This window comes from Kibdelosporangium phytohabitans (genome assembly GCF_001302585.1).
Lineage (GTDB): Bacteria > Actinomycetota > Actinomycetes > Mycobacteriales > Pseudonocardiaceae > Kibdelosporangium > Kibdelosporangium phytohabitans.
Genome location: NZ_CP012752.1, coordinates 10,032,698 through 10,044,974, shown reverse-complemented (window position 1 = coordinate 10,044,974; position 12,277 = coordinate 10,032,698). Strand labels below are relative to the sequence as shown.

At 68.6% G+C, this 12,277-nt stretch carries 15 protein-coding genes; 6 read left to right on the top strand and 9 right to left on the bottom strand.

Going from position 1 to position 12,277, the window contains the following annotated elements; translation table 11 throughout:
- The first annotated feature begins 32 nt into the window (after positions 1–32).
- A complete protein-coding gene (locus AOZ06_RS44860) occupies positions 33–824 on the top strand; it encodes an SDR family NAD(P)-dependent oxidoreductase (protein WP_054294936.1) in 792 nt (263 codons plus the stop codon).
- Here AOZ06_RS44860 and AOZ06_RS44855 read toward each other — a convergent pair.
- On the bottom strand, positions 821–1,513 hold the full coding sequence (locus AOZ06_RS44855) for a B3/B4 domain-containing protein (RefSeq protein ID WP_054294935.1): 693 nt from the start codon (positions 1,511–1,513) through the stop codon (positions 821–823). The genes AOZ06_RS44860 and AOZ06_RS44855 overlap by 4 nt on opposite strands.
- A 17-nt stretch (positions 1,514–1,530) precedes the next feature.
- Positions 1,531–2,649 (bottom strand): alpha/beta hydrolase family protein, encoded by a 1,119-nt coding sequence (locus tag AOZ06_RS44850; protein WP_083472351.1) that lies wholly within the window; start codon positions 2,647–2,649, stop codon positions 1,531–1,533.
- 133 nt (positions 2,650–2,782) lie between these two features.
- Between AOZ06_RS44850 and AOZ06_RS57400 the strand changes: the two genes are divergently transcribed.
- Positions 2,783–2,941 (top strand): hypothetical protein, encoded by a 159-nt coding sequence (locus tag AOZ06_RS57400; protein WP_157233590.1) that lies wholly within the window; start codon positions 2,783–2,785, stop codon positions 2,939–2,941.
- 461 nt (positions 2,942–3,402) lie between these two features.
- Here AOZ06_RS57400 and AOZ06_RS60920 read toward each other — a convergent pair whose 3' ends face one another.
- Together AOZ06_RS60920 and AOZ06_RS60915 are read right to left on the bottom strand one after the other, a co-directional pair.
- Entirely contained in the window at positions 3,403–4,224 is an 822-nt protein-coding gene (locus tag AOZ06_RS60920) for a hypothetical protein (RefSeq protein WP_063810224.1), read from the bottom strand.
- 25 nt (positions 4,225–4,249) lie between these two features.
- Complete coding sequence (locus AOZ06_RS60915; protein WP_063810223.1) at positions 4,250–4,897, bottom strand: hypothetical protein; 648 nt, start codon at positions 4,895–4,897, stop codon at positions 4,250–4,252.
- Positions 4,898–4,900: 3 nt separating this feature from the next.
- Here AOZ06_RS60915 and AOZ06_RS60910 point away from each other — a divergent pair, with 3 nt between their 5' ends.
- Positions 4,901–5,182, top strand: coding sequence for a hypothetical protein (locus tag AOZ06_RS60910; protein WP_063810222.1), 282 nt, complete (start codon positions 4,901–4,903; stop codon positions 5,180–5,182).
- Here AOZ06_RS60910 and uraD read toward each other — a convergent pair.
- Positions 5,179–5,661: a 2-oxo-4-hydroxy-4-carboxy-5-ureidoimidazoline decarboxylase gene (gene uraD / locus AOZ06_RS44840; RefSeq protein WP_054294934.1), complete on the bottom strand. Its 483-nt coding sequence runs from the start codon at positions 5,659–5,661 to the stop codon at positions 5,179–5,181. The genes AOZ06_RS60910 and uraD overlap by 4 nt on opposite strands.
- Before the next feature lie 55 nt (positions 5,662–5,716).
- Here uraD and allB point away from each other — a divergent pair, with 55 nt between their 5' ends.
- From allB to AOZ06_RS44825, 3 genes are read left to right on the top strand one after another with little or no spacing between them, the layout of a single operon-like run.
- A complete protein-coding gene (gene allB / locus AOZ06_RS44835; RefSeq protein ID WP_054297393.1) occupies positions 5,717–7,036 on the top strand; it encodes an allantoinase AllB in 1,320 nt (439 codons plus the stop codon).
- Positions 7,033–8,019 (top strand): allantoicase, encoded by a 987-nt coding sequence (alc, locus tag AOZ06_RS44830; RefSeq protein ID WP_054294933.1) that lies wholly within the window; start codon positions 7,033–7,035, stop codon positions 8,017–8,019. The genes allB and alc overlap by 4 nt, the downstream gene beginning before the upstream one ends.
- A gap of 44 nt (positions 8,020–8,063) precedes the next feature.
- On the top strand, positions 8,064–8,855 hold the full coding sequence (locus tag AOZ06_RS44825; protein ID WP_054294932.1) for a DUF1206 domain-containing protein: 792 nt from the start codon (positions 8,064–8,066) through the stop codon (positions 8,853–8,855).
- Positions 8,856–8,859: 4 nt separating this feature from the next.
- Here the strand turns inward: AOZ06_RS44825 and AOZ06_RS44820 are convergent, their stop codons facing one another.
- Genes AOZ06_RS44820 through AOZ06_RS44805 form a run of 4 tightly spaced genes read right to left on the bottom strand, consistent with a single transcriptional unit; the run spans position 8,860 to position 12,089 of the window.
- Positions 8,860–9,339 (bottom strand): CoA-binding protein, encoded by a 480-nt coding sequence (locus tag AOZ06_RS44820; RefSeq protein ID WP_054294931.1) that lies wholly within the window; start codon positions 9,337–9,339, stop codon positions 8,860–8,862.
- Entirely contained in the window at positions 9,336–10,622 is a 1,287-nt protein-coding gene (locus AOZ06_RS44815; protein ID WP_054294930.1) for an O-acetylhomoserine aminocarboxypropyltransferase/cysteine synthase family protein, read from the bottom strand. Before AOZ06_RS44815 ends, AOZ06_RS44820 begins: the two co-directional genes overlap by 4 nt.
- A 28-nt stretch (positions 10,623–10,650) precedes the next feature.
- Complete coding sequence (locus AOZ06_RS44810) at positions 10,651–11,232, bottom strand: (2Fe-2S)-binding protein (protein WP_054294929.1); 582 nt, start codon at positions 11,230–11,232, stop codon at positions 10,651–10,653.
- Positions 11,229–12,089 (bottom strand): putative RNA methyltransferase, encoded by an 861-nt coding sequence (locus AOZ06_RS44805; protein ID WP_054294928.1) that lies wholly within the window; start codon positions 12,087–12,089, stop codon positions 11,229–11,231. Before AOZ06_RS44805 ends, AOZ06_RS44810 begins: the two co-directional genes overlap by 4 nt.
- Positions 12,090–12,277: the final 188 nt, after the last annotated feature.

Genomic DNA, 12,277 nt, shown 5'->3' with positions numbered 1-12,277 from the left:
TGGAACGTAGGTTCCGGAACAAAGGAGATGTCGTGCGGACAATCGTGATCACCGGAGGAACAGACGGGATGGGTGCCGCACTCGCGCGCCACTACCTCGCCGCAGGCGACCGGGTGGTGGTGATCGGGCGGAGTCGCGCCAAGTTCGACGCCCTGTCGGCGTCCAACGCCGCGTTCATCGCGGCTGATCTCTCCCTCGTGCAGGACAGTCGTCGCGCGATCGACCAGTTGAGGCAGGAACACGACCGCATCGATGCCCTGGTCCTAGCGGCGTCCTTCATCCGCCAACGCCGGCACGTGACCACCGAAGGGCACGAGGCTTCGTGGTCGCTGTTCTTCCTCAGCAAATACCTGTTCGTCACCGGGCTCGCCGACCTCTTGACCGCGGCGGACAAGCCGGTGGTCGTGAACACCGCCGTCCCCGGAGCCCGCGCGGACGCCATCGACTTCGACGACCTGGAAATGGCCGACGGGTTCACCTTCAGGCGATCGAACGCGCACCAGCGCCGAGCCAACGAACTCCTCGGAATCCTCGCCACCAAACAGAATCCCGCGCTCAGCTACATCACATGGGGCCCCACTCGGCTGGTCCGCACCAGCTTCGCGGGCGAGGTCGGCACCGGCATGAAAGTCGCAGCGGCGATCATGGCGCCGCTGCTGGGGCAACGCGCCGAGGACGCGGTACGGCCGATCATCGGCCTCATCGACACACCGACCCCGGGACGAGCGGCCTACCGCGGCGCGAAACCACGCCCCTTGACCGTCGGCGCCCACGACGAGCAGGACGCGGCCCGGCTCGGCACGGGCGTCGAAGCGAACATCTAGTACTCGAACGCCCGCTGATCGGCCGACAGGATCGCGGACTTGGCGCCGGTCGACCAGATCGCGGCGAGTTCGTCCGCCAGCGCCGTGATCACCGACTCGATGTCCCCACGGGCGGAATCGTGCAACGCCTCGGCCACGATCAGCGCCGACGACGTCGTGTCACGGATCGCGGACGTGGCCGCCTGCCGGTTGGTCCAACGACGCGCATGGGCGGTGCCGGACGCGTCCGCGAAGACGATCTCGCCCGGCTCGGGGTGCTCCTCCGCGCCCGCGAACGTCGTGTACGTCTCCGTGCCCGTCGCCGGCCGAACCTCGAGGAAATCCGCGACATGAGCCACGTCGAACACCGCGATCGGCACCGCGTACGCCAGCGACACGGCGTTGCACAGGTCGATCAACGGATGGATCGACGGCAGCGCGCCCTCCTTGCGGAACCTGCGCAGCAACGACTCCGAGGCACACCGGTACTGGGTCGGCTTCAACCCCATCGCCGAGAACGCCCGCCGCCACGCCTGGGTCTCCGGGAACTCGCCCTCCGCCGACTCGGCCAGCCGCGCGCGGGCCATGTCGTGGAACGGTGCCAGCCGATCGGCGACAGCGGTGTCCGGGGTGATCCCATCCGTGGCGAGCACCCCGGACACCAGTGCGGGGAAGCCCCGCCAGACCTCGGGTGAGTGCGAGAAACGCATGTCTCACCCTACCGGTCCTAGAGATGGCGCTCGAAGAACCGGCGGATGTCGGAGTTCTGCGCCCGGACGGAGTGACGGGGGTCGATGGTCCCGACGAACGGCTTGAAGTGGTCGGCCGGGAACCCGAGCGGTTTCACCAACTGCGGCAGGATCGGCTGCAGATCGCTGAAGCTGTGGTGCCTGGCCCCGGTGTACACCACGGAACGCTTCGGTCCCTTCTGGTTCGCCCAGAACTGACCCCAGCTTGCGTCGAACGACGTGAACGGCGAGTGGTCGACCACACTGCCGTCCGGCATGTCGAACTGCCCGCCCATCAGGAAGAACGGCCGATCCAGCCCCTGCTTGGCCACCTCGCCGAACTCGGGGAACATCGAGCCGTCCATGTTGACGCCCGCGTCGATGCGGCGATCCCGCAGCATGGCCTCACCGGCGGTGAACCCGCCGTACGAATGGCCGAACATGCCGACCCGCCGCAGATCCGCCGAGCCGTCGAGCCACCGCTGCTTGCCGAGTTCGTCCAGCACGAACCGGGTGTCGGCGACACGCGCGGCCAACGCCGTGCCCATCTGCTCCCACGGGATCGTGACGTTCTTCTCCACCCGGCCGCCGGGGAACTCGACCGTGGTCTCGTAGGTGTGGTCGATCGTCACGACGACGTACCCGTGTGAAGCCAGATCCTGGACTGCCGTGGTCCCCACGGCCCGCGGCCCGCCGAAACCGGGGGAGTAGAGCACAACGGGACGCTTGCCCCGCTCGACCGGAGCGTCGCGGTGACCGGACGAGCGCGCGCCCGCCCAGTCCACCGAGCCCTTGGGGACGTTGGCCGGAGGCGCGGCGGCGAAGTCCTCGATCTCGCTGACCAGACCGTCCGGCAGCCACTTCGCCTTCGGATGGCGCCACGCGTCGTCAGCCGGGTACCAGACGTCGACCATCAGTTCCCGCTTGCGGTCCGGCTTCCACGGATCCGCGCGGTTGCCGTCGACCAGGTGCAGCGTCCGCGTCCCGACCTGGTGGTACCCGGACGGGGACGGGAGCGCGAACGTCACCTTGGCCGCGGCCGACGCTGTGACCGGTGCCCCGACCAGCACTGCTGCGCCCACCACCCCTGCGGCAAGCGTTTTCGTGAGTAGCGACATGTCTCCACCTTGCCTGGCCGCGGGGTCATCGCGCCTCACTCCACGGGCTGAGAGGCATCCAACTGGCCGGTGACCACGAACGCACCACACTGTGCTGACAACTCCCTGACATCAGGCGGGCACGCTGTGGACCATGATCAGGAACACGATGGTGGGCGGTGCCGCCTTCACGGCGTTACTCGGCTTCGCCGCACCGGTGTCGGCAGTGGAACCGGTGGCGGACTCAACCGCCGTGACAGCCGGACATTGCGTGCACGGGCTCGACCTGATCGGGGCGGATCTCGGTGGATGACGAAGATGCTCTCCGTGCCCGGTTCCCGGGACAACCCGATGCCGTTCGGCTCGGTGCCCGTCCGATCGGTCGTCGCGCACCGGACCTGGGTCGCCGACGGCCAGAAATCCGAGTACGACCAGGCGTTCCTGATTTACAACGGGCACGTACCCGGTGTGCCGCAGGGCATCGCGTTCGACCAGGCCGGTGCACAGCCCGTCCGGCAGTTCGGGCACCCGCGGGCGACCCGCATCGACGCCTCCGGCAAGGGATGCGCCATCGGCGACGAGAAGTGCGTCCGGCTGCTGATCGGCCCGCGGTTCACGACCCAGCTCACGAAACCGCTCTACCAGCGGGCACTCTCATCCGTGTTCGAACGAAAAATCCGCCTTGTCGCCAGGTGGGCCAGGTGTCTGGTCACTGATCCACGCGCGCAACGCGGCCGCGCGGGTGAACGCTCTCGAATACACCGACGCGCTGAGTCACGCCTGAGCGAACTGGTCGCCGGTGTCCGTGATCAGCCTGCCGAACATGTCGCGTTCCTGGTCGCGTGCGGTGGTTTCCAGCATGCCGAGCAGCTCCGCGGTGGTGCTCAAACCCATCCTGGCGAGCCGGGCCCGGTCCTGAGCGGGTGACCCGGCCACCGGCATGCTCCGGCCACCACCGACCACCCGGTCCAGCCAACGATCCAACGGTTCCACCGGCGACGACACGTCCGCCGCGACCATGGGAACAGGTTCGGCGTCGCCGACGTGAGTGCGCTGCAGCCGGTCGAGGTCCACGTTCACGTGCCCTGTCCACTTCAGCTCGGCACCGGAGACGGCGAGCGCGGTGGCCGTGCCGGGCCGATCGCCCGACGGCCGGGCGATCACGAGCAGCCGCAGACCGGGCCGCCCGGCCAGCAGCCGGAGGTTCTCCCACCCGACCGCCGACCCGGCGACAAGGTCCAGCGGGCGACCGTCAGCCACGACCCGGAGAGCCGCACCGGTCCCGCCGACCACCTCGGCGGTCAGGAAAACCAAGCCGTCCGCGTCGAATGCCCGTCTGGCCTGGTCGGCGAGCGGCTCGGCCCACAGCCGGGCGATCGGATCCTCCGTCCGCGCCACCCCGCTCGCGGCCACCGCACGAGCGGACGTTCCTGCGCCGATCCGTCCGTCATCCGACACGTTGGCGGACGGCAGAAGCAGCCCGGCACGCGAAAGTTCCCGATGCGACAGACCGGTTTCGCCGACCGCGACCGGCCCTTCAGCGGCGGCGCGGACCTGCTCGGCGCCGCCCGGCGTGACCGCGGGAACCGTCCACAAACGCCCTGTCGCATCACCAGATGCGTCACGACCCCGCATACCCTGATCCCGTCAGCACAGCTTCGGTGCACAAGCCGTACAGCCGCAACGAGCCCGCTGGGCGAAACTCACGGCGAGCAACTCCGAGCAGGGCAGCCGTATCCCCCGTACCTGTGCGCAAACCGTGACACACCAACAAAAGCTCGCGCACCTGGGCCGTGAGATCCGCCCGGCGGTATGCCGGGTCACCGGTTTGCGCGGCAAGCAAGCTCGCCGCCACCGTCAGCCCAGCCGTCGCCGCCCGATGCAGGCCCGCCAGCCGCGCCACGTGAACCGCGCGCAGCAACTCCGCCCCGGCCACCGCGCCACTGCCCGACACACCGGCCCTCAAGACAGTGCTTCCCGCCTGCCACAACAGGTTCGCGGCATCCTGGTGGGCCGCCTTGAGCTTTGTCGATGGCGTCACGGGCTCGTCGGACGGTTCTGCTGCCGCGGCGGAGCCGACCGGGGCGACCGAGACGGCGATCGCCCTGTGCAGACAATGCGGCGCGAGAAGCCACGAACACACCAGATCGGCGGCGGTCGCGATGACACCGTCAGTGAGGGTGAACGTCAGCCGGGTGTCCTCGTCGACGACGACTGTGCCGGACTCGGCGACGGTCCACGAACTCGCCTTGCCCAGCGCCTTGTCCAAGCGTTGCGCAACCGGGTCGGCAACGCGTCCAGCACTTCGGCGGCAACCGGCGCCGCAATCGGGGGAAGCGTCATCGGACCTGATCAGAAACGGGCATTCCGGGAGATTCCGCAGTACGTTCTCGACGCCTGGCTGCGCGTCGCCGAACGCGGTTCGGACATGTCCCCCGGCGCCCCGTCGCTGCACCACGTGGTCGCGCACGTCGACATGCTGGTGCTGGAGCGCACCCGGCCGGACCTGATCACCCGGGCCAAGCTCATCCTCGGCGAGCTGTACCCGGCCTAGTCCACCAGCTGTTCGAGGCGGCGCAGGGCGATCTTGGCCAGTTCGCCGTTGACGATCCGCAGCTCGGTGGCGGCGTCGTTGCCGAGACGCTGCTCCAGGACGCCGAGCAGCTCCTCGCCGCCGCGGCCCGACGCGAACACCAGATAGATGTGTCCGAACCGTTCCTCGTAACGCTGGTTGGCCTCAAACAGACGTGATCCCAGTGACGGCTCTACTCCGGACTGTTCGGCACGTGACCATGTGTCGCCGTCCGCGCGTTCACCGATCCGGGGATGGGCGGCCATCGCCAGGTGGAGCTCGTCGTTGCTCAGTTCGCTCGCCCGGGACCTCGCCACGGACAGTAACGTCGCACGATCGGCGAACGGTCTCATGGCGAGCACCTCGTCGGCCCATCTGGGCACCGCGAGACAATCTCTCAGCAACGGACGCAGGTCGTCGGCTGGGGCCGTGTTGAAGCGGTGCAGGTTGACGGCAGGCACGGGCCCACATTAGCCCGGAGAAGTGTTTCACGAAGCGGAAAGAGGGTGGCAGGTGCTGGACCTGGTGTTCCGGGCCCGCAGGATGATCACCTCGGCTGGCGAGACCGAGGGGACCGTTGGCGTACGGGAGGGGCGCATCGTCGCCGTCGAACCGTTGAACAGCGCGCTTGACGCCGACCGGGTGATCGAACTCGGCAACAACCAGGTGCTGCTCCCCGGTCTCGTGGACACCCACGTGCACGTCAACGACCCCGGCCGCACCGAGTGGGAGGGCTTCAAGACCGCCACCCGCGCCGCGGCGGCGGGCGGCGTGACGACGTTGCTCGACATGCCCCTCAACAGCCTCCCGCCGACCATCGACGTGGACGCGCTCGAGGTCAAACGCAAGACCGCCGAGGGCAGGCTGCACATCGACGTCGGCTTCTGGGGCGGCGCGGTCCCCGGCAACCTCAAGCAGTTGCGGCCGATGCACGAATCGGGTGTGTTCGGCTTCAAGAGTTTTCTGCTGCACTCCGGGGTCGACGAGTTCCGGCACCTGAGCTTCGCGGAGTTCGAGGCCGCGCTCACCGAGATGAACCGCTTCAACGGGCTGATGATCGTGCACGCCGAGGACGAGCACTCGATCACGTCGCCGCACGGTCGCAAGTACGCGGACTTCGTCGCCTCACGCCCGCCGGTGGCCGAGAACGACGCGATCAAGCGGGTGATCGCGCTGGCCAGGGAGACGGGCGCGCGGGTGCACATCCTGCACCTGGCGTCCGCCGAGGCGCTGCCGATGATCGCGGAGGCCAAGCGCGAGGGCATCGAGCTGACCGTGGAGACCTGCCCGCACTACCTGACGTTCGTCGCGGAGGAGATCCAGGACGGCGCCACCGAGTTCAAGTGCTGCCCGCCGATCAGGGACGCGGCCAACCGCGAGGCGCTGTGGCGGGGCCTCGCCGACGGCCTGATCGATTTCATCGTCAGCGACCACTCCCCGTCGACCGTTGAGTTGAAACGTTTCGACACCGGCGATTTCGGTGAGGCGTGGGGCGGCATCGCGAGCCTGCAGCTCGGCCTGCCCGCCGTGTGGACGCAGGCCCGCCGCCGCGGTCACACCGTGTTCGACGTCGCCGAGTGGATGGCGCACCGGCCGGCCAAGCTCGCCGGGATGCGGCACAAGGGCCAGATCAAGCCGGGATACGACGCGGACTTCTGCGTCTTCGCCCCGGACGAGGCCTTCGTCGTCCAAGCCGAGCAGTTGCACCACCGCAACCACGTGACGGCGTACCACGGCATGCCGCTGGCGGGCCGGGTCGTGTCAACGTGGCTGCGGGGCATCAAGGTCACCGGCGAGGAACTGCACGGCGACCTGCTCGGCAGGGAGGACGCATGACTTTTCACGACAACCCGGACCTGGCCAGCCGCAGGTTCGGCGGCTCGGTGGTGTGGGCCAACGACGAGCTGTTCGCCGAACGCGAGAACCTGATCAAGGCGAGCGAGCCCGTCTTCCAGACGTACACCTTCGGCCACAAGGGCCAGGTCTACGACGGCTGGGAGACCAGGCGCCGCCGCGGGGGTGACGCCGACCAGGCGATCGTCCGGCTCGGCATGCCCGGCGTGATCAAGGGCGTCGTGATCGACACAGCGTTCTTCACGGGCAACTACCCGCCGTACGCGTCCGTGGAGGCGTGCAGCGCCGAGGGTTACCCCAGCCCGGACGAGCTGACCGGGTGGACGACCGTGGTGCCGCGTTCGCCGCTGGCCGGCGACACCAAGAACGCCTTCGAGGTGACCGACACCCAGCGCTACACGCACGTCAGGCTGACGATCTACCCGGACGGCGGCGTCGCGCGGCTGCGTGTGCACGGATCACCTGTCGCCGACCCGAACTTCCTCGACTTCGACCACATGGACCTGGCAGCGTTGGCCAACGGTGCGGAGATCGCCGACTGCAGCAACAAGTTCTACTCGTCGCCCAACAACCTGATCGCGCCCGGACCGGCCGCGGTGATGGGCGAGGGCTGGGAGACCGCGCGGCGCCGTGACGACGGCAACGACTGGGTGTCGCTGCGGCTGGCGGCCAAGGGGGTGATCCGGCTGATCGAACTGGACACAACCCACTTCAAGGGAAACGCGCCCGGCTGGGCGTCGGTCAGCTGCGCCGAGGCGTCGGGCGAGTGGACCGGGCTGCTCAGTCGCCAACGGCTGCAGCCCGACACACGCCACCTGTTCCGGGTGACTGAGCAGCACGAGGCCACCCAGGCCCGGTTGGACGTCTTCCCGGACGGCGGCATGGCCAGATTGCGGCTCTGGGGCTCGCTGACCGACGAAGGCCGTACTCTGTTCGTCTCCCGCTGGCAGGACCGTTTGCCGTAGTTTGCCGATCGCCGATGCCGTCAACCCCTTTGCGAAGGGAGTTGATGGTCGTGGTGGATGTTCGCAGGCACAAGGCAACGCAGGTGCTCGGCCGGTTCGGGATGGTCTGTTACGGCATCGTGCACCTGCTTGTCGCGTGGCTGGCCCTCCAGGTCGCGTTCGGCGATTCCGAACAGGCCGACCAGAAGGGCGCGGTGGGGTCACTCGCCGAAACGCCGGTCGGCCCGGTCCTGTTATGGGCTTTGGCTGTCGGTCTGATCGCGTACGCCCTCTGGCAGACTCTGATGATCTTCACCGGGTACACCTGGGTGGAGAAGGGCCGTAAACGGTTCCTCCGCAAGTTCGGCGCGGGCTCCCGTGCGTTCGTCTCGGCGACGATCGGCATCTACACGATCGAACTCGCCAGTGGTTCCGGCGGCGGCGGGTCGAGCAACCAGTCCACCCAGGAGTGGACGGCCAAGTTGATGGCCCAGCCGTTCGGTCAGATCCTCGTGGGGATCCTCGCGCTCGTCATCCTCGGTGTGGCTTTCGCCGCCGTCCGCCGAGGCGTGAAGAAGCTGTTCCTGGAGGACCTGGACCGTTCGCAGCTGCCGAAACCCGCCGAACCGCTCGGTGTCGCCGGGCACACCGCCAAAGGCGTGGCGTACGGGATCATCGGGATCCTGGTCGGCATCGCCGCGATCAACGCGAAACCCGACCAGGCGCAGGGCTTGGACGGCGCGTTGAAGACCTTGCAGGCGCAGACGTTCGGGTCCGTGCTGCTGTTCGTCGTCGCGCTGGGGTTCGCCGCGTACGGCCTGTTCTGCTTCGCCGTCGCCAAGGCGCACAAGGCCTGACTGCTCAGCGGAACGTGTTGCGCCGCGAGGAGATCACGCCGGTGTCGAATCCCGCGAGGTGCAGGCCGCCCGCGAACCGCGCGTGTTCGATCTTCACGCACCGGTTCATCACGACAGCCAACCCGGCTTCCTCGGCGCGTCGCGCGACGGGCTCGTGGAACAGGCCGAGTTGCAACCACAAGGTACGCCCACCGGCATCGATGACCTCCTCGGCGACACCGGGGAGGTCGTCGTGCTTGCGGAACACCGACACCAGGTCCGGTGGTTTCGGCAGGTCGGCCAGCGACGGGTAGACCGGTTCGCCCAGCAGGGAATCCAATCGCGGATTGACGAACGACACCTCGTACCGCGTCGACGACAGCAGGTACGTGGCCACGAAGTAGCTCGGCCGAGCGGTGTTCGCGGAGGCGCCGACCACCGCGACCCGCTTGGTGTCCAGCAGGATCGAGCGCCTGCGTGCCGCGGAAGGGCCCTGCCACGTCATGCTTTCACCGCCTGTGCGAGTGCCTGGTCGATGTCCCACAGGATGTCCTCGACGTCCTCGAGCCCGACCGACAGCCGGATCAGGTCCGCGCCGACGCCTGCCGCGGCGAGCTGCTCGTCGGACAACTGCTGGTGCGTGGTGGACGCCGGGTGGATCACCAGGCTGCGTGCGTCGCCGACGTTGGCCAAGTGGCTCAGCAACTCCACCGACTCGACGAACTTCTGCCCAGCCGCGCGGCCACCCTTGACGCCGAACGAGAACACGGCCCCAGGGCCTTGCGGCAAGTACTTGTGCGCCCGCTTGTGATGCGGGTGCGACGGCAGCCCCGCGTACCCCACCCACGCCACCCGGTCGTCGACGGACAACCAGGACGCCACCTTGCGCGCGTTGGCCACGTGCTCGTCCATCCGCTGCGGCAACGTCTCGACACCCTGCAACAGCAGGAAAGCCGAATGCGGTGAGAGCACAGCGCCGATGTCCCGCAGCTGCTCGGCCCGCAGCCGTGTGCAGAACGCGTACTCGCCGAAATTCTCCCAGTACTTCAAGCCGCCGTAGGACGGGACGACCTCGGTCATCCGCGGGAAGTTGCCGTTGCCCCAGTCGAACCGGCCGGACTCGACGACGACACCACCGAGGGTCGTGCCGTGCCCGCCGAGGAACTTCGTCGCCGAGTGCAGCACGATGTCGGCGCCGTGCTCCAGCGGCCGGCACAGGTACGGCGTCGCCAGCGTCGCGTCCACGACCAGCGGGATCCCGTGCTGACGGGCGAGCTCGCCGAGGCCTTCGAGGTCGGCGATGGCGCCGGACGGGTTGCCGATCACCTCGGTGTAGATCAACTTGGTCCGGTCGGTGATCGCGGCCGCGTAGGCGTCCACCTCGCCGTCCACGAACGTCGTCGAGATGCCCAGGCGGCGCAGCGTGCCGTCGAGCTGGGTGACTGTGCCGCCGTAGAGGCCGCTCGCCGACACGATGTGGTCGCCTGCCTCGGCCAACGCGGTGAACGTGAGGAACTCGGCGGCCTGCCCGCTGGCGGTGGCCACGGCACCGATCCCGCCTTCGAGGCTGGCGATCCGCTCCTCGAACGCGGCCACCGTCGGGTTGCCGATGCGGCTGTAGACGTTGCCGTACTTCTGCAGCGCGAACAGGTTCGCCGCGTCCGCGGTGTCCTCGAACACGAAGCTGGTCGACTGGTAGATGGGCACCGCCCTGGCCCCGGTGGTCGGGTCAGGTGCCCCGCCGGCATGCAGTGCCCGCGTCCGGAAACCCCACGTCCGTTCACTCACATGGCACACCGTAGTCGCCGTGGAACGCTCATCCCACCAGTCGGGAGAGCCTCGCCAGCCGCTCAGCGGGTTTCTGCCGGGGACAGCTCGTGCACTTCTCCTCGTGCGACGCACCGAGGTAGATCAGGCAGCACGAGCCCCGCCGGACGAACTGACGGCCACTGAGCTCGACGTATCGGGGCGTGGGCAACTCGGACCCGATCGCGGTGGCGAACCGGGCCGCCTGTGCCGTCCTGCCCGCCCACAGCAGCCGGGTCGCCAGCGAGTCCGTGGCGATCGCCCACAGATGCCGCTGCCTGGCACCGCTGACCTTGGCCACGGTGGCGATCGCGGACGTCAGCATCTCGCGCGTCCGTGCGGGCAGGTCCCCCTCGTACACCGGTGACCGCGCGTCCAGCACGCGCCCGTCCGGCTCCATCAACAGCGTGATCGCGTCCAACCCCGGGTCACGGCCGTCGACGACCGGCCCGAACAACACCGAACTGGCCGAATACCACCACAACACCCCCAGCGTGACCCGATCGCCGAGCGGGTAGCGCCGCGCCGACAGCGTCAGCTGGTCGGCCAGCCACTCGGTGTCCTCGACGAGTGCCCCCTGTACTTCGATCACGAGTTCCTACGGTAGACCGAAACCACGAACGCCGCGGTGACCGTCAACGCGTGCGTGACCGAGGCGAGCGCCCCTTCCTGCACGTGGTACGCGTTGGGGCCCATGTGGACGACCCGGTGCACGTCCGCCGGCTCGAGGGTCAGCTCGATCTCGCAGTCGTGCCGCCCGGTCAGCGAGAACTGGGCCTGCAGCGACGAGTCCAGCCTGGTCAGCTTGTCCGCGTCGACGTCGAGCATGTCCACGTACGCACGCAGCTCGGCCAGGTGCGTCGAGTCCGGCGTGACCACGACGAGGGTGCCCTCCGGGCGCAGCACCCGGTGGCACTCGATCAAGTTGCGCGGCGCGAAGATGTTCATGATCACGTCCGCCGACTGCGGCCGCAGCGGCCACGGCTTCCACAGGTCCCACGCGACCGCGCCGATGCCCGGGTGCGCACGGGCGGCCCGGCGCAACGCGGCCGTGGACGTGTCCATGCCGAGCCCCGAGGCGGCCGGAGCCCTGGCCAGCGTCGCCGAAAGGTAGTAACCCGTACCGGTACCCGCGTCCACCACGAGCGCGTCCCGGCGCAGGTCGTGGGCCGCTTCATGGGCGACCAGGCGGGCCAGCGGCGCGTAGTGCCCCGCTGACAGGAACTCGTCGCGCGCGGCCACCATCTGGGTGGTGTCGCCGTTTCCCGACCCGAGCAGGTTCACGTAACCCTGCTTGGCCAGGTCGAAACTGTGCCCTGACGTGCACCGCAGCGCCCGGTCCCGCTGGGCGAGGGGGGACTGGCAGTGCGGGCAGCACAGCGCCCCCAGCGGCACCGGTGGGAAACCGGCCGGGCTGCCGGTCTTCTCGTCGCTTCTACCTCGGCTCATCGTCCTACGACGCTATCCAGCCGCGGCCCCGGCGACAAAGCGGGATGTCCGATTGGTAACGATTCGCGCGTGGACCAGGGGAGAAACGTCCTCGTAACAACGGGTGTCGCACAGTTCACAGCCGCGAAACGCGCGGTGCCATCTCAGGAAACACCACTTATCGATCCTGCCCGTTGCAAAGACAGCAC